Origin of the sequence: Serratia grimesii (assembly GCF_900186025.1) — a bacterium.
Lineage (GTDB): Bacteria > Pseudomonadota > Gammaproteobacteria > Enterobacterales > Enterobacteriaceae > Serratia > Serratia grimesii.
Map to the genome: position 1 here is coordinate 3,907,361 of NZ_LT883155.1, position 17,689 is coordinate 3,925,049.

Genomic DNA, 17,689 nt, shown 5'->3' on the forward strand with positions numbered 1-17,689 from the left:
CGCTGCCTCGGCAGCGCTTTTTTTATGCCTGTCAGCGAGAGAAAGGCCGGATGCCGCCACCGAACTCCGGTTGGGCGCTGACGTATAACAGCAGCCCGGCGAATAACAGGACCAGGCCACCAGCCAGCGCCAACGAACCCCAGGCCACTGCACTCCAGGCGGCGGGCGCACGTGAACGGCTTAAGCGCACTGCCAACCGGCGGCTGTAATGCACCAGTAAAGCCAATAATGAGATGGTCAACGAAGTACCCAGCGCCATGGCTAACGCAGAAATAACCCCCCAGATAAAGACACCAATCACCTTTGAAAACAGTAACACCAGTATCGCGCCCGAACATGGCCGCATCCCCATCGCCAACACAATGGCGGTCTGTGTGCGCCAGTCGCTACCGGCCTGCAGCTCGCTGTCACTTGGCATATGCCGGTGGCCGCAACCGCAATGTTCGTTATGAATATGATCCGCCGACAATGGCTGCAGGCTATTGATACGCAACGCAGGCGACGGACGCATCGCTTTCACCGCGTGATAAAGCCGCTTCAAGGCGCGCCAGCTCAGTAATACTCCAAGCAGTATCACCAGAATAAAACTGCCCTTCTCCAGCCAGAAACTGCTTTGGTGCAGTTGCCGTGATGACAGTTGCAACACCACCAGCATCAGCGTTACCAATGCAATCGCCACCAGTCCCTGGACCAACGACGCAGCAAAGGTCAGTTTTAGACTGCTTTTCAGCCGCGCTGGATGTGTTGCCAAATAGGTGGCGATCACCACCTTACCGTGACCGGGGCCCAGCGCATGCAGCACGCCATAACTCAGGCTGAACAGCATCAATGCCAGCCCGGCCTGCTGCGGTGCTGCTTTTACCTGCTGTAGCAAACCGGCTAACTGCTGATGCAGCCCTTTCTGCCACACAACACTTTGCATCAACAGCTGCGGCCAATAGTGCCACGCCAACTGGGCACCCAGCGCCAGCAACAATGCAAACAAAAGCAATGGCCACAGACTGAAAGCCCAGTGTCGCTTACGCGCCGTCTGCTGGCTGAGGTTTATTGACATTGCAGGCTGACCCGTTGTGCAAACTGTTGCCCTAGCGCCATATCTTCGCCGGGCGAATCGTTCTTATCGAGGGACAAGGCATATGCCTGCAAAGACGAGTTTGGTTTAGGTGTCATCAGCTTGAACTTGCACTGCGATGCCATGTCTGGCGGCAAGTGCAGCGCTGTCTTATCTTTGTAGGTCATATCGACAAAATAGGTTGGATCGTAAGTAGAGATCTCAAACGGCTTACCCGCCAGCGGTTGCGGCTCGGCCAGCGGTAACACAAACTCAAGCACCGCCTGGTGCCCCTGGCGCGACAAATGGTATTCCGTCGGCAAATTCAAATATTTCACCCGCTTACCGTCGCGATACATATCCGTGAAATAATGCTGACCCAGCACATTGGCCATGACCTGCGCTGCCAGCTTTTTCCATACTTCTGAATCGCTTTTGGCATTCTCCGCATCGTAAAGCAGGTCCGCCGAGGTGATTTCATCCATAACCCAAACCATTTTCAAGCCAACCAGCTGTTGATCCTTCGCCACAAAGGTGGTGTTCATATCAATAAAGCTGTGCGGGTGAGCGACAGCGCCGGTGCTGCATAGCATGAGAAAACCGGCCAGAATAAAACGTAACTTCATCATCAAACGATACTCATTATTGTTATAAAGTAACATCAACCAATCTTAAACCGCCGTGATTCCGCCCAATAATTGTGACGAAAGTTGTAAGCCGAAGTAAAACCGGGTGCCGTCGCCACGCCGCGCATCGCCTTTTGCTATGCTTACTCATAATTTAAACGTGACCTGCCTGAAGGTGATATGAGCCTGGACACTGCCCCTGTGCCTGAGCTCTCCGGTCAACAACGACGCTGCCATCTGTTATTGATGCTGTATGCGCCGGTGCCCGCAGTACAACTGGAGACTATCAGCCAAATTAATGGCGTCGCCCCCCCTATCACCCGGCAAGATATAGCCGAGGTTGCCAGTGAAATCCAGCGTTTCCATCATCTGGAGATCGACGGCAATCCCGACGAGGGATACCGGATTCGGGGCAGTGCGCTCAATCAACGTCTCTGCCTGCTCCACTGGCTGCGACGGGCGCTGCGCTGTAGCCCGGACTTTATTGAACAGCATTTCTCCCCGTGGCTACAGCAGGCACTGGGATTGAACCATGATTTGACCACGCAGTTGGAACAGTACATCAGCACATGTGAACCCTTGATTAACCGCAGCTTTGATCGGCGTGATCGTCAGTTCCTACAGCATTATCTCCCCTATTGCGTGTGGGAAGCACGGAGCCAGCGGCACCCCACGTTCAACCCCACCCAGCGCGACTGGCTGCATCAGAAGCCAGAACATCAGGTGGCGGGTGCACTACTTCACTCATTGAGCCAACTTTTTGCCTTGCAACCCGAAGAGAGTGAAAGCGACTTTCTTGTATTGATGTTCACCATGCTGAAAAACCACAGTTATCAGAGCAATGACTCTGCAGAAGACCTGCGGCTGATGACTGCAATTGAAAATATGGTCGAGTGCTTCCAACAGATATCCGGTATGACCTTCAGCAGTAAAGACGATTTGATCAGTCAATTGTTTGCCCATCTGGCGCCTGCGGTGGAGCGTTGCCACTTTGAGATTGGTATCGACAACACGCTTCTGGAAGAAGTCGAACGCAAATACCCACGGCTGATGCGCACGGCTCAGGAGGCGCTGTCACCGCTTGAACAGGAATACGGCATTCATTTCTCCAACGAGGAGGCCGGCCTGGTCGCGATCAGTTTTGGCGCTTGGTTAATGCAAGGTAATGCGTTGCAAGAAAAGCAGGTGTTACTACTGACGCTGGACAACCCGCAGCTGGAAGAGGAAGTGGAATATCAGATCCGTGAATTAACGCTACTGCCATTGAATATCAAATATTTGCCGTTGCGTGATTACCTGCATTCCGGCCCCCCTCAAGGGGTCACCTTAGTGATCACCCCTTACGCTACGGAGCACGGTGAACGGCAACCGCCGCTGATTTACACTGAGTTACCGTTAGAACGCCAGCAACGCAAAGCCATCCGTGCGCTGCTGGAAACCTCTTAACGGCTGCTGCTGACCGCGACAGCCGGCGGACGAATAAACAACGCCGGCAATGCCACTGCCGCCATCACCCAGAATACCCCGCCCTGCAGATGCTCGAACAGGAAGCCGGCAATCACTGTCATAATCGCAATCCCACCCCCCATCGCCAGCGCCGAGTAAACCGCCTGCAAGCGGATCACTTCCGGCCCCTTGCGTGCCGCGATAAACCGCATCGCCGCCAGATGGCAAACCGTAAAGGTGCCGCAGTGCAGAATCTGAATCACCAACAGCCATCCCAATTCAGTACTGCTGGCCATCAAACCCCAGCGTACTATTCCGCAACAGGCGGAAAGCAGTAACAAATTGCGTGCATTCCAGCGACGGAACAGGAAATTACTGCTGGCGAAAATAATCACCTCTGCCACAACCCCCAGCGACCACAAGTAACCAATGGTCGACGCCGAGTAACCCGCCTCTTGCCAATAGATGGACCCAAAACTGTAATAGCCTGCGTGTGCGCCCTGCAACAGGGTTACGCACAACAAGAAGCGCCAAACCGGCCCTTCTTTAAGCATCTCCCACAATGAACGGTTTGCTTCATTGTGGGTACGCGCCTCACCCTGTGGCATCACGCTTGGCTTCAGCATCATGCCCAACAGCATGGCCAATATGCTGATAATCAAGCTGTAGAGAATAGCGTTATGGCCCCAAACGGAAACCATCTGGCCGGTCAATGCCGAACCAATCACAAACGCCAGCGATCCCCATAACCGGACACGGCCATAATCCATGGTGATCTGTTTTTGCCAGGTACCGGCCAACGCGTCAGTGAGCGGGACCAACGGCGAAAAGAACAAGTTGAAGCCGGCGATCACCAACATTAACCAACCCCAGCCATTACCGAAACAGAACCCGACGGCAAAAGCCAGTGTCAGCAATGCCAACAGGCGCAGGGCAGTCACCAGATGAGCGGGATCTTTTACGCGCGGGGCAATCAGCAAACTACCGAGGAAACGTGCAACCAGACCTGCGCCAAGCAGAATACCGATAGTTTCAGGCGGTATACCTTCGCCTTTTAACCAAACACCCCAAAAAGGTAAGAAGATGCCATAAGAAAAGAAGTAGGTGAAATAGCTGAGAGCGAGCCAACGCGTTGATTGCAAAACCATGATCCCTCCGGTGTGAGGGCGATACTTTGACAGAGGTCACACTGGCTAGCAATGTACATTCACCGTCGAGGGGGTAGAGTGCTAGGTAGTTCACAGTTTGTCTGCAACAGGCATAAAAAAACCCGCCGAAGCGGGTTTTTAAAGGGAAAGCAGAGTTATGCGTAAACCGGTAGACGGGCGCAAATATCCAATACTTTCTTCTTGGTACGTTCGATGGTGGCTTCATCATTGATGTTGTCCAACACATCACAGATCCAACCAGCCAATTCACGCACTTCAGCTTCTTTGAAGCCACGGCGAGTCACTGCCGGCGTACCGATACGCACACCAGAAGTCACGAATGGGCTCTTAGGATCGTTTGGCACGCTGTTTTTGTTCACAGTGATGTTGGCACGGCCCAAGGCTGCGTCAGCTTCTTTACCAGTCAGGTTCTTATCAACCAGATCCAGCAGGAACAGGTGGTTATGAGTGCCACCGGAAACCACTTTGTAGCCGCGATCCAGGAACACTTGTACCATCGCTTTAGCGTTATCAGCCACTTGCTGCTGGTAAATTTTGAACTCAGGCTCCATCGCTTCTTTCAGTGCTACCGCTTTACCGGCGATCACGTGCATCAGCGGGCCGCCCTGGCCACCAGGGAACACTGCAGAGTTCAGTTTTTTGTACAGGTCTTCATCACCGCCTTTCGCCAGGATCAGGCCGCCACGCGGACCCGCCAGGGTTTTATGGGTCGTGGTGGTAACGATGTGTGCGTGTGGTACTGGGTTCGGATAAACGCCGGCGGCGATCAGGCCTGCAACGTGTGCCATGTCAACGAACAGGTAAGCACCGATGCTGTCGGCGATTTCACGCATTTTTGCCCAATCAACGATACCGGAGAAGGCTGAGAAGCCACCGATGATCATTTTTGGTTTATGAGTTTGTGCCTGTTTCGCCAGATCTTCGTAGTCGATTTGGCCTTTTTCGTCGATGCCGTAAGGCACCACGTTATACAGCTTACCGGACAGGTTGACAGGTGAACCATGAGTCAGGTGACCACCATGTGCCAGGTTCATCCCCAGAATGGTGTCGCCCGGCTGCAACAGCGCGGTATAAACAGCGAAGTTCGCCTGAGAGCCGGAGTGCGGCTGTACGTTGGCATAATCGGCACCGAACAGCTCTTTAGCACGGTCGATAGCCAGTTGCTCAACGATATCCACGTATTCGCAGCCGCCGTAATAGCGCTTGCCTGGATAACCTTCAGCGTATTTGTTGGTCAACTGGGAACCCTGAGCCTGCATAACGCGCGGGCTGGTGTAGTTCTCAGACGCAATCAGCTCAATGTGCTCTTCCTGACGCACAACTTCTTGCTCCATTGCACGCCACAGTTCGGCATCGTAATCAGCAATGTTCATTTCACGCTTTAACATCCGGCTTCTCCTGACTAAATCAGCTAACTAAAAAATCACCAAACAACTACCCGTTCGGGTTCTGGCCCACAGTGTAAACTGTTTCGCCCCACCGAGGATAGGTCTTGACAGAGGTTTTTACGCAAACGATTGGCTTTAGACGCAGCAAGGCTTTGATCCGATAAATAGTGCCATTGGGCAACGGACTTTTACTCATGCTAAGAATGCGTTTTTTTCATGTTCTGTGAGCGGGATCGTCGCTTAACGATTCCGTAACAAAAACAGGGGTATTTACAGCCACCTCAGAAACCGCTAGGATGCGTCTAAACTTAAAGATGCATTTAAAATGCATCATTATAAAACGCCAATAATAACCGACCAAGGAGCGCTACCATGCTGGATAGCAAAACCATCGCCACCGTAAAATCTACTATTCCCCTGCTGGCCGCTACCGGGCCAAAACTGACCGCACATTTCTACGATCGTATGTTCGAACACAACCCCGAATTAAAAGATGTGTTCAATATGAACAACCAACGTAATGGCGATCAGCGCCAAGCACTGTTCGACGCAATCTGCGCCTACGCCTCGAATATCGAAAATCTGGCGGCACTGCTGCCAGCAGTGGAGCGTATTGCCAACAAACACACCAGCCTGAATATTCAGCCGGATCAATATCACATTGTCGGCGGTCATCTGCTGGCCACGTTGGATGAAATGTTCAGCCCGGGCCAAGAGGTATTGGATGCCTGGGGCAAAGCCTATGGCGTGTTGGCGAATGTGTTTATTCAGCGTGAAGACCAGATTTATCAGGCCAGCGCAGCCGCCGACGGTGGCTGGCGTGACCTGCGTGCCTTCCGCATCGTCAAAAAACAGCCGCAAAGTGACGTGATTTGCAGCTTCGTGTTGGCACCGGTTGACGGCGGTCGGGTAATCGATTTCAAACCTGGCCAATATCTGGCGGTCTACATCAAACACGACAGCATGGAAAACCAGGAAATACGTCAATACTCACTGACCACTTCACCTAACGGCGAATACTACCGTATTGCGGTGAAGCGTGAGGATCAGGGCAAAGTGTCTAACTTCCTGCATCAGCAAGCCAAAGAAGGTGACGTGATTTACATCGCCCCGCCGCACGGGGATTTCTTTCTCGACGCGCAGCCGGACACACCTGTGGCACTGATTTCCGCCGGTGTCGGCCAAACCCCGATGCTCGGCATGCTAAATACACTGCACGATAACCAGCACCCGGCAGATATACACTGGCTGCATGCAGCTGAAAACGGCAGTGTTCACGCCTTTGCCGATGAAGTTGCGGATATTGCCAAACGTATGCCTAATCTGCGCCGTCATGTGTGGTACAACCAACCCGGTGCCGACGATGTAGAAGGCCGTGACTACCAAAGCCGTGGTTTGATGAATCTGAGTGCACTGCGCGAAACGCTCAGCACCCCACAGATGCATTACTATTTCTGCGGCCCAGTACCTTTCATGCAATATGTGGCCAAGCAGTTACTGGAGATGGGCGTGGACGCCGATCGCATCCACTACGAATGCTTCGGTCCGCATAAGGTCATGTAATTGAAAGGGGCGCGGCCTATTACCGCGCCCTCATACGGCTGATAATGTCCATTATTAGGGAGCGCGAGCCGAAGGAGTCGTAGCAGCTTTAGCTGCCGACCAATTTGCCGGGAGCAAATTGGAACGACGTCCAGTCGGCCCGTAGGGTGGGACACACGGATGTGTCCCATAAGTGCCCTTCGGTGCGCCAGGCACAAGTATCTCTATCTAACAAACAGCTCAACGCGCGCCCTTGCGTTATTTCTCCGCCAGCTTGCGTGTCTCTTTTACCTGCTGCGGCGTAACCGGTGCAGCTTGATTACCCCAGCTTCCTCGTAAATAACTCATCAGATCGGCAGCTTGCTGGTCATTCAACGCCCAAGCATAACCCGGCATAGCAACCGCCGTGGCATGTTGCGTGATTGGCGTATGCGCCCCTTCCAACACCACGCGCAGCGCGGTTAGTGGATTCTCCGCTGTGACCGTTGCGTTACCCGCCAGTGCCGGAATGGTGTTGTCACTGCCCTCACCCTTATTGCCATGACAGGTTGAACAATACATGGCATAGGTGCCTTGCCCCGCTTTCCAGTTATCGACCGCCATGGCAACAGGTTTCTCCGTCGACGGTTTTTCTGCCGCCAGGCTATGCAAATAGGTGGCAATGGCGCTCAAATCACCGTCGGTCAGATATTGCGTGCTGTGGCTAACCACGTCACTCATCGGCCCGGCGACCGCGGCATGTTGGCTGCGCCCGGTTTTCAGCAAAGACACGACTTCATCAGGTTTCAGTCCACGTATTCCGGAAGCGTACCAGCCATCCAGCTCAGCGCCACTCAGGAAAGCGGGCTCTTTGCTGTCCAGCCCCTTCTCCTGCATTGCCCAGCCGCGTGGCGTATGGCAACTGCCGCAGTGCCCAGCGCCCTGAACCAGGTAAGCTCCACGATTCCACTCGGCACTCTGACTGCTGTCTGGCTGGTAGGGCGTATCGTCATGGAATAACTGGTTCCAGACCGCCAGCGGCCAACGCATCGACAACGGCCAACTGATATCACTGGCGCGGTTAGCCGTATTCTGTGCCGGCACTTCCTTCATCAGGTAGTCATACAGCGCACGCATATCTTCCGCATTCATTTTGGCGTAAGAGGTGTACGGCATCGCCGGATACAGTCGATGACCATCTTTAGCAATCCCCTGACGCATAGCACGATCAAATTCGTCAAAAGAATAGGCACCGATGCCCTGCTGTTTGTCCGGCGTGATGTTGGTGGCGTAAATGTTGCCCAACGGAGTGGGGAACTTCATCCCGCCTGCAAACAGAGCCCCGCCCGGCGTGGTATGACAGGCAGTACAGTCACCGGCTTTCGCCACATACTCCCCCGCCGACATCGCCTGAGCAGACCCTCCCGCCGCGAGTAAGGTCAGCAAATACAGTGAACGCATGCTCATGCTCCCTCCTTGGTGGCAGCCTGGCCGAAGGCCAATTCATTAACCGCTCGCCATGCCTGGTCGATCGCCGAGTTGGCATACGGGCTCCAGTCTGAGTCCGAGTTGGCAATTACAATTTTGCCGATCGGCTTACGCGCAGTCTCAATGATTTTCTTTGCTTCTTCTTCATCGTCAAACAAGCCGTTCAGGAAGTAAGAATAACCATGTGACCAACGGTTCACGGTAATTGCTTCGATATCGCGCTGGTGATCAAAACCGGCGGAACCGAGCATGCCCTGCAACTGCTCACGGATCATCTGTTCATGCACTTCAAACGGCGTGCCCAATAGCAATGCACGGCCTTTGCGCGACTGTTCGCGTGGGCTTAACCCACTGCCCGCCAGCGTCGGCACATACACCATGTGCAGGCCAATCGGTTGGTTCGGATCGCGTGGGTGCTGATAACCCCCCATGCTCACCGGATAATCCAGCTTCACGCGGCAATACGGTGCCGTTGGTGAGTAAACCTCATGCACGCCCAGCTTAATAAACGGCTGCCAGTTGCGGATCACCACTTTGCTGTACACCAACGGTGACTTAACGTTCTGCTTCAGCGCTTCTTGCTGTTCCGACGACATTTCCGGTACCAGATACGGGATCATCATATTGTACCCGGCCATCACTACTTGCCCGGCGCGCACTTTGGTCATTTTTTCGCCGGTCATATAGGTCACTTCGACCTTGTCGCCGACGTTGGCTGCATGCAGACCCGTACTATTCAGTCGCAGTTTTACCGGCGACTCCGCGCGGTCAAGCTGGCTGTAGTCGAACTTCGCCAACACGATATCATTCATGTCCTTGCCGCCCGGTGAAACTGCCGGGATTAAATGACGTACCATTAAGCGCGTCAATGTGGCGTTGCCGTCAGGAAAATGGAACACGTAAGGATCGTCGAGATCCGCCTGTGACTCTTCATCCAGCGGCGGCAGATTCATGCCGTTCAGGCCAGGCAGATCGCAAATACGCGCATCGCTGCACGAAGTGGCGTCGATGCCCACCGCCTGGAAGTCACTGGTGGTTTGTTGGAAATAGCGGATCGCCATTTCGCTCAGGCCGACCTTATCGCGCAGGAATTCGGTATAGCTGTGTTTGTCGAGCCATTCACTTTTCTGCTCCTGACTCATTTCCGGCAGGTAATCCTTATCCACCGTATGCAACGCAATCAGTGCCTGACGATCACTTTCCGGCAGTGGGAAATCACCGATAAAGGCTTCGTAGGACCGACCATTAAGACGATCGTGCGGGATGTCATCGGCAACCATGCGGCCCGGATCACCACTCACGATTTTGTCGACGCCGAAGTTTTTACGATCGAAATAAACGCCGCGGCTCAGATTCAAATTCGGGTAGAAAGTGGTATCGAACGCTTTTTCCAGATTATCGATGCTGACACCCAACTTTTGCAGCAGGCCCATCGCTACCGGACTGAAGTTGGATCGCGGCGACTGCAATGACTCACTGCCGCCATAACCGAGAATGGTGCCATTTTCACTGCTGAATTCATTGCGCTTGGCATGACCACCAAAATCATCGTGGTTGTCGATCAGCAAAATACGTTGCTGCGTGCCCTTCATTTGCTGCCAGAAGCAGGCAGCGGCTAGCCCGCTGATACCGGCCCCCACCACCACTAAATCGAACTCTTCGGTAGCCGGCACCGTGGCAAAATCGAAGGCCTTGCCGTCACGCCCCAGTTGATGAGCATGCTCAAACGAACCAGGATGATTCCCCCGTAGCCCGGTCAGCGTCGGCGGATAATAGAGGGTTTGATTGGCGGTTTGCGGCGATGCCCGCAGGATCTGCATCGGCGTTAACCCGGCGGCGATGGTGATCGCCACCCCATTAAGAAAATCGCGTCTGGTGATGCCCATAATTGGCTTCCTTCTATTTTTATTATCATCAGACCGGCCGGAGCCGGTCTGAAAGCCGCGTTATTTTGCAGATAAAACCTGATAAATCAATGTTTAAACATTACATGGCGAATCGCGGTGTAATCTTCCAGGCCGTACATCGACATATCCTTGCCGTAACCGGACAACTTTTGACCACCGTGTGGCATCTCGCTCACCAGCATGAAATGGGTATTGACCCAAGTACAACCGTATTGCAAACGCGCGCTCAGACGATGTGCCCGCCCCACGTCCCGCGTCCACAGTGAAGACGCCAGCCCATAGTCAGACTCGTTGGCCCAGGCCAGCACCTGCGCCTCGTCGTCGAACGGTGTAACGGTCACCACCGGCCCAAACACTTCACGCTGTACAATTTCATCCTCCTGACGAGCACCGGCCAACAACGTCGGCTGGAAATAGTAGCCAGGGCCGTTAACCCGCTCACCACCGGTCACCACCTGTACATGCGGCAAGGCTTTCGCTCGCTCGACAAAACCCACCACCCGCTCCAGATGCTGAGCGGTAATCAACGGGCCCAGCTCGCTGCTTTGATCTTCTGGCGGCCCGATCTTGAGGCTACTAATCGCCTCGCCCAACGCCTTCACCAACTGCGGATAGATGCCTTTCTGCGCGTAAATGCGACAGGCGGCGGTGCAGTCTTGACCGGCGTTGTAGAAACCAAAGCTGCGGATCCCTTCCACCACCTGTTGCAGGTCAGCGTCGTCAAACACCAGCACCGGCGCCTTGCCCCCCAGTTCCATATGGGTGCGCTTAATGCCGGATGCGGTATGGCCAATAATATGTTCGCCGGTGGCGATTGAGCCGGTCAGGGATACCATGCGCACTTTGTTATGGCCGGTCAGCCTGTCACCGACACTGGCACCACGACCAAACAGCACGTTGAACACACCCGGAGGGAACAACCCGGCAGCCAGTTCAGCCAGCTTAAAGGTCGTTAACGGGGTTTGTTCCGATGGCTTAAGCACCACACAGTTACCCGCCGCCAGGGCCGGTGCCAACTTCCACGCCGCCATCATAAGCGGGTAGTTCCAGGGAGCAATAGAGGCGACAACGCCCAAGGGATCACGCCGGATCATCGAGGTGTGCCCAGCCAGATATTCACCGGCCGCCAGCCCGCTCAAACAACGACTGGCCCCGGCGAAGAAGCGGAAAACATCAGCCACGCCCGGCAGTTCGTCGTTCAATACACAGTGGTAAGGTTTGCCGCAGTTAATCGATTCCAGGCGGGCAAAAGTTTCCGCATGACTGTCGATCAGATCCGCCAGCTTCAGCAAATATTCGGAACGCTCTTTCGGCGTCGTTTGTCCCCATTCAGTAAATGCGGCGTCGGCCGCCAGCACCGCCTGATCGATCTGCTCTGCACTGGCTTCAGCCACCTGCACCACTACCTCTCCGGTTGCCGGGTTATACACCGGCAACAACGCGCCCTGGCCGGTAACCAGTTGGCCGTTAATCAACAGTTGGCTTTGCATAAGGTTATCCTTTTGTAAGATGTCTGGTACGCATTAGGGTCAAGAGGCTATTTGCCGCTGCCGGCGACGCTTTCGCCGCCCTTGGTCAGGTAATAGGCTCCCAAAATCGGGATCATGGTCAGCAACATCACCGACAGCGCCACCACGTTGGTGATGGGCACATCGCGCGGGCGACCGAGTTGATTCAGCAGCCACAGCGGCAGCGTGCGTTCATGCCCGGCAGTAAAGGTGGTGACAATGATTTCATCAAACGACAGCGCGAACGCCAGCATGCCACCGGCCAGCAATGCTGACCCCAGGTTGGGCAACATCACGTAGCGGAAGGTTTGCCAACCGTCGGCGCCGAGATCCATGGAAGCCTCGATCAAGCTATGGGAGGTCCGGCGGAAACGAGCGATGACATTGTTGAACACGATCACCACGCAGAAGGTGGCATGCCCAATCACGATGGTCAGTACGCCCGGTTCGATATTTAGCGCCTTGAACGCCGCCAGCAGCGCCAGACCGGTAACAATGCCCGGCAGCGCGATTGGTAACAGCAGCAACAGTGAAATGCTGTCTTTACCGAAGAAATCACGCCGGTACAGCGCCGCCGCCGCCAGGGTGCCCAGTACCAGCGCCACCGCCGTCGCCAGCGCAGCAATCTGCGCGGAAAGCAGCATCGCATCGATAATGTCCTGCCGACCGGCAGCAACACTGAACCAATGCAACGTGAAACCCTTCGGCGGGAAGCTGAACGCCGCGTCCTCGGTGTTGAAGGCGTAGATGGCGATAATCGCCAGTGGGAAATGCAGGAAAATCAGACCGCCCCAGGCGGCCAGTTTCAGCCCTAATGGCGCGCGCTCAGAGTGCATCGAAGGCCCCCAGACGTTTCACAATGGAAAGATAAATCGCGATCAACACAATCGGTACCAAGGTAAAGGCCGCTGCCATCGGCATATTGCCGATCGCCCCTTGCTGGGCGTACACCATGCTGCCGATGAAATAGCCCGGCGGCCCCACCAGCTGCGGCACAATAAAGTCCCCCAACGTCAGCGAGAAGGTGAAGATCGACCCGGCGGCAATGCCCGGCACCGCCAACGGCAGGATCACGTAACGGAAAGTCTGCGATGGACGTGCCCCCAGATCCGCCGAAGCATGCAGCAACGAAGGCGGCAGGCGTTCCAGCGCCGCCTGGATCGGCAAGATCATGAACGGCAGCCAGATATAAACAAACACCAGAAAACGCCCCAACCCGGAGGTCGACAGGGTATTGCCCCCAACGCCCGGCACGGTGAGGATTGCCGCCAACACTGGCTCCAGCCCCAGATGTTGCAGGAACCACTGCGCCACGCCATCCTTTGCCAGCAGCAGCGTCCAGGCGTAGGCCTTGACGATATAGCTGGCCCACATCGGCATCATCACCGCGATATAAAAGAACGCTTTGACGCGGCCACTGGTGTAACGCGCCATGTAGTAAGCAATCGGGAACGCCAACACCGCACTGGCCAGCGACACCAGTACCGCCATCGTCAGCGTGCGCAGGATGATGTCGTAGTTGGCCGGGTTGAACAGCGCCCGCAGGTTATCGAAGGTTAGATCCGGCGTCACCGTCATGGTGAAGTCGTCGAAGGTATAAAACCCCTGCCACAGCAGCGTCAGTAATGAGCCAAGGTACACCGCGCCGAACCACAACAGCGGTGGAACCAGTAACAGCAGCAGGTACAGCGTCGGCCGGCGGTAGAGGAAGGTCGACAGGGTGCGCAAAGTACCGCGGCGCGGCGCGGGATAGTCGATGCTCATCTCCATCTCACCTCTCCTCCAGCAGTGGCACCATCGCCTCACGTGACCAGCAAGCGGTGACCGGCTGACCGATCAGGTGCTGCTGCCCGTCGGCGTGCCACTGAGGATTCGCCTCACTGACCAGCAGTTTCTCACCGCTGCTCAACGCAATTTCATAGCGCGTGGCCGCGCCTTGGTAATGGATCTCTTGCAGCAATCCCTGCACCTGGATTTCACCCTGTGCAACACCGGACTGACCCATTAAGCGAATATGTTCGGGACGGATCGAGAAGGTGGCAGTCTGGCCGAGCAAGCGCTGCGCCAACTCGCTGCGCACCACGTTAGAGGTGCCGACAAACTCGGCGACGAACGGCGTCTTCGGCCGCATATACAGCTCACGCGGCGCATCCACCTGTTCGATTCGCCCGTTGTTGAACACTGCCACCCGGTCGGACATCGATAGCGCTTCGCTCTGATCGTGGGTAACGAAAATAAAGGTGATACCCAGTTGGCGCTGCAGCTTTTTCAGCTCGCCCTGCATCTGTTCACGCAGCTTGAGATCCAACGCGCCCAGTGGTTCATCCAGCAACAGCACCCGCGGTCGATTCACCAGTGCGCGGGCCAGTGCAACACGTTGGCGCTGACCGCCAGAAAGGTGCGCCGGTTTACGCTCTGCCACGAACCCCAGCGCCACGCTGTCCAGCGCTTCCTGTGCCCGCGCCAATCGTTCACGTTTGGCTACGCCCTTCACCATCAATCCGTAGGCGACGTTTTCCAGTACCGACATGTGCGGGAACAACGCGTAATCCTGAAATACGGTATTCACGTCTCGTTGATACGGCGGCAGGTTGGCCGCCTCCTGGCCGTGAATGCGGATCGAGCCGGCACTGAGTTGTTCAAAGCCGGCGATCAGTCGCAGGCAGGTGGTTTTGCCCGAACCCGAAGGCCCAAGCATGGAGAAAAATTCCCCGTCTTGTATTTCGATAGAAACCCGGTCTACGGCGCGAACTTCGCCGAAGCTCCGCGAAACATCGATAAATTGCACGGCAATGGTCATGATCTGCGCTCCTGAAAGGCATTAATCGGGCGTAGCAGGCTACGCCCCCGCGGGTTAGCGGCCGCCCATGATGGCGATATAGTCCTGGGTCCAGCGGCTATATGGCACAAATTTTCCGCCCTGCGCCTGTGGCGTTTTCCAGAAGGCAATCTTGTCGAACTGATTGAACCCGTTGGTTTCGCAGCCCTTGTCGCCCAGTAACGTGCTGGCCTTGCAGCCCGCCGGTGATGCCGGTACCGAACCAAACCAGGCGGCAACGTCGCCCTGTACTTTCGGCTCCAGCGACCAGTTCATCCACAGGTAAGCACAGTTCGGATGCTTGGCATCGGCGTGCAGCATGGTGGTGTCCGCCCAACCTGTAACCCCCTCTTTTGGGAACACGGTACCAATCGGCTGGCCTTCCCCTTTAAGGGCATTGGCCTGATACGGCCAGGCGCTGGAGGCCACTACACCTTCGTTTTTGAAATCGCTCATCTGCACCGAGGTGTCATGCCAGTAGCGGTGGATCAAGGCATGCTGGGTGCGCAACAGCTTCAGGGCGGCCTGATACTGCTCTTCGTTCAACTGGTACGGATCGCTGATGCCAAGCTGCGGTTGCGTGGCCTTCAGGAACAGCGCCGCATCGGCGATGTAAATAGGCCCGTCGTAGGCCTGCACCCGGCCCTGATTGGTCTTGCCGTCCGGCAGGTTCTGTTGCTGGAACACTACCGCCCAGCTGTCTGGCGGCGTTGGGAAGGTTTTGGTGTTGTACATCAGCAGGTTTGGCCCCCACTGATAAGGCGTGCCATAGGTTTTGCCATCTACGGTGTACCAGGCACCGTTCAGCAAACGCGGATCTATATTTTTCCAGTTGGGGAGCAGCGCAGGATTGATTGGCTGCACCCGTTTACCGAAGATCAATCGCAGCGAGGCATCGCCGGAAGCGGTGACCAGGTCATAGCCGCCCTTGGCCATCAGGCTGACCATTTCGTCGGAGGTTGCGGCGGTTTTCACATTCACCGCACAGCTGGTTTGTTTTTCAAACTGGCTGACCCAGTCATAATTTTTATCGGACTGGCCACGTTCGATATAACCTGGCCAGGCGATGATATCCAGGCGCCCTTCGCCTTTGCCCAGCGCCTGCGGCAAGTCGGCCGCCTGGGCCAGGCCGCAAAGCACGGTGAAACAGAGTGCGGAAACTGTGGTGGTGACTGCGGTAGTTTTTCCCATCGTAATGACCCCTGTGTTGCGTATCGTTTTGCGGCAGGGAACGGCTGCCGCTGTCGTTTTCATTAGAAGCTGGCTTTAAATTTCGCCATTACATGCCTGACTACGCTGTAGTCTTGCAGTGAATCACTGGAAAGATCTTTGCCGTAGCCGGAGCGTTTCAGGCCCCCGTGTGGCATCTCACTGGCCAGGGTGAAATGGGTGTTGATCCAGGTGCTGCCGTATTGCAGATGCGCAGCGATATGCAGCGCCCGATCGATATTCTGCGTCCAGACCGACGAGGCCAGGCCGTATTCGGAATCGTTTGCCCAGTTAACCGCCTGCTCCAGATGTTCAAAGCGGGTGACGCTCACCACCGGGCCGAACACCTCGCGCTGGACGATTTCGTCGCTTTGCAGGCAGCCGGCCAGCAGCGTGGGTTGGTAGTAGAAGCCCGGGCCGGAGTGCGCGGCGGCACCGGTAATCAATTCAATATGCGGCTGGCTGAGCGCCCGTTCGACAAAGCTGGCAACGCGATCGCGCTGGCGGCTGCTGATCAGCGGACCGATTTCGTTATCTTCATCACGCTTACGAGCAAAACGCAGGCTGGCCACCGCCTCGCCCAGTGCCTCTACAAGCTTCGGATAGATCCCCGCCTGCGCGTAGATGCGGCAAGCTGCGGTGCAATCTTGTCCAGCGTTGTAATAGCCGTAGGTACGGATGCTGTTAACCACTTCGTCCAGATCGGCATCGTCACAGACAATCACCGGTGCCTTGCCGCCCAGCTCGAGATGCGTGCGTTTGACGCTTTTCGCCGCGGCTTGCAGAATTTTTTGCCCGGTGACAATATCGCCGGTCACCGAGACCAAACGCACCTGCGGATGCCCGACCAGATGGCTTCCGACCCCTTCTCCGCCGCCATAGATGATATTCAGCACGCCTGGCGGCAGGATGTCCTGCAGTGCAGGCACCAGCGCCAAAATGGTCAAGGGAGTATGTTCAGAAGGTTTGAATACCACGGTGTTGCCCGCCGCCAGCGCTGGTGCAATCTTCCAGGCCGCCATCATCAACGGGTAGTTCCAGGGCGCAATTGAGGCCACCACGCCGATCGGGTCGCGGCGGATCATCGAAGTGTGCCCTTCAATGTATTCACCCGCCAGTTGCCCCTGCTGGGTACGCACCGCGCCGGCAAAGAAACGAAACACGTCGACGGCCGCCGGCAGGTCATCATTGAGCGCCTGATGCAACGGCTTGCCGCAGTTGAGCGCTTCCAGACCGGCCAGGCGCGGGGCCTGCCGTTCGATAGCGTCGGCAATGCGCAGCAGAATAGAAGCACGAAAGGCCGGAGTGGTGCGCGACCAGTGGTTGAAAGCCTGCTGTGCCGCCTTAACCGCACTGCCCACCTGCGCCGATGAAGCTTCGGTGATGGAAACCAGCGTTTCGCCATTGGCCGGATTAACGATGCACTCCTGCTGGCCTTCGCCTTCGACCGACTGACCGTTAATGAATTGCTGACAGGATAAACCTGAAAGGAGGTGCACATCTGCCATCGTGTATTGCCCCTAAGTGACCAAAACGTTAACCAAATGTGAATAAGTTA

14 protein-coding genes are annotated in these 17,689 nt (G+C 55.7%); 2 read left to right on the plus strand and 12 right to left on the minus strand.

All coding sequences use genetic code 11. The annotated features are described in order from the left end of the window. Positions 1-31 precede the first annotated feature (31 nt). Together SGBXF1_RS18355 and SGBXF1_RS18360 are read right to left on the minus strand one after the other, a co-directional pair. Positions 32-1,054 carry a nickel/cobalt transporter gene (locus tag SGBXF1_RS18355; RefSeq protein ID WP_186427316.1) on the minus strand — a complete coding sequence of 341 codons (1,023 nt, stop codon included), beginning with the start codon at positions 1,052-1,054 and terminating at the stop codon, positions 32-34. Continuing rightward, positions 1,045-1,713 carry a DUF1007 family protein gene (locus SGBXF1_RS18360; protein WP_037417494.1) on the minus strand — a complete coding sequence of 223 codons (669 nt, stop codon included), beginning with the start codon at positions 1,711-1,713 and terminating at the stop codon, positions 1,045-1,047. Before SGBXF1_RS18360 ends, SGBXF1_RS18355 begins: the two co-directional genes overlap by 10 nt. 144 nt (positions 1,714-1,857) lie before the next feature. On the opposite strand from SGBXF1_RS18360, the gene csiE reads away from it, so the two are divergent. Beyond that, entirely contained in the window at positions 1,858-3,123 is a 1,266-nt protein-coding gene (csiE, locus tag SGBXF1_RS18365) for a stationary phase inducible protein CsiE (RefSeq protein ID WP_186427317.1), read from the plus strand. On the opposite strand, the gene SGBXF1_RS18370 is transcribed toward csiE, so the two are convergent. Both SGBXF1_RS18370 and glyA read right to left on the minus strand, forming a co-directional pair. Further along, positions 3,120-4,271 (minus strand): 3-phenylpropionate MFS transporter, encoded by a 1,152-nt coding sequence (locus SGBXF1_RS18370; RefSeq protein WP_037417491.1) that lies wholly within the window; start codon positions 4,269-4,271, stop codon positions 3,120-3,122. The two genes, csiE and SGBXF1_RS18370, sit on opposite strands and share 4 nt — an antisense overlap. A gap of 155 nt (positions 4,272-4,426) precedes the next feature. Beyond that, on the minus strand, positions 4,427-5,680 hold the full coding sequence (glyA, locus tag SGBXF1_RS18375; protein WP_037417488.1) for a serine hydroxymethyltransferase: 1,254 nt from the start codon (positions 5,678-5,680) through the stop codon (positions 4,427-4,429). A gap of 372 nt (positions 5,681-6,052) precedes the next feature. Here glyA and hmpA point away from each other — a divergent pair, with 372 nt between their 5' ends. Then, positions 6,053-7,243: an NO-inducible flavohemoprotein gene (gene hmpA, locus SGBXF1_RS18380; RefSeq protein ID WP_037417485.1), complete on the plus strand. Its 1,191-nt coding sequence runs from the start codon at positions 6,053-6,055 to the stop codon at positions 7,241-7,243. A gap of 237 nt (positions 7,244-7,480) precedes the next feature. Here hmpA and SGBXF1_RS18385 read toward each other — a convergent pair whose 3' ends face one another. The 8 genes from SGBXF1_RS18385 to SGBXF1_RS18420 all read right to left on the minus strand — a co-directional run bounded on the left by SGBXF1_RS18385 (position 7,481) and on the right by SGBXF1_RS18420 (position 17,639). Then, positions 7,481-8,668 carry a c-type cytochrome gene (locus tag SGBXF1_RS18385; protein ID WP_186427318.1) on the minus strand — a complete coding sequence of 396 codons (1,188 nt, stop codon included), beginning with the start codon at positions 8,666-8,668 and terminating at the stop codon, positions 7,481-7,483. Beyond that, complete coding sequence (locus SGBXF1_RS18390) at positions 8,665-10,575, minus strand: NAD(P)-binding protein (RefSeq protein WP_186427319.1); 1,911 nt, start codon at positions 10,573-10,575, stop codon at positions 8,665-8,667. The genes SGBXF1_RS18385 and SGBXF1_RS18390 overlap by 4 nt, the downstream gene beginning before the upstream one ends. An 86-nt stretch (positions 10,576-10,661) precedes the next feature. Further along, positions 10,662-12,086, minus strand: a complete 1,425-nt coding sequence (gene patD / locus SGBXF1_RS18395) for an aminobutyraldehyde dehydrogenase (protein ID WP_037417476.1) — start codon at positions 12,084-12,086, stop codon at positions 10,662-10,664. Positions 12,087-12,133: 47 nt separating this feature from the next. Then, the gene (locus SGBXF1_RS18400) at positions 12,134-12,940 is read right to left on the minus strand and encodes an ABC transporter permease (RefSeq protein WP_012146350.1); all 807 of its coding nucleotides are present in this window, start codon (positions 12,938-12,940) and stop codon (positions 12,134-12,136) included. Further along, entirely contained in the window at positions 12,930-13,868 is a 939-nt protein-coding gene (locus tag SGBXF1_RS18405; protein WP_370452814.1) for an ABC transporter permease, read from the minus strand. Before SGBXF1_RS18405 ends, SGBXF1_RS18400 begins: the two co-directional genes overlap by 11 nt. A gap of 7 nt (positions 13,869-13,875) precedes the next feature. After that, entirely contained in the window at positions 13,876-14,904 is a 1,029-nt protein-coding gene (locus SGBXF1_RS18410; protein ID WP_037417470.1) for an ABC transporter ATP-binding protein, read from the minus strand. Positions 14,905-14,958: 54 nt separating this feature from the next. Then, on the minus strand, positions 14,959-16,113 hold the full coding sequence (gene ydcS, locus SGBXF1_RS18415; RefSeq protein WP_186427320.1) for a putative ABC transporter substrate-binding protein YdcS: 1,155 nt from the start codon (positions 16,111-16,113) through the stop codon (positions 14,959-14,961). Between the two features lie 62 nt (positions 16,114-16,175). After that, positions 16,176-17,639 carry a gamma-aminobutyraldehyde dehydrogenase gene (locus SGBXF1_RS18420; RefSeq protein WP_186427321.1) on the minus strand — a complete coding sequence of 488 codons (1,464 nt, stop codon included), beginning with the start codon at positions 17,637-17,639 and terminating at the stop codon, positions 16,176-16,178. Positions 17,640-17,689 lie beyond the last annotated feature (50 nt).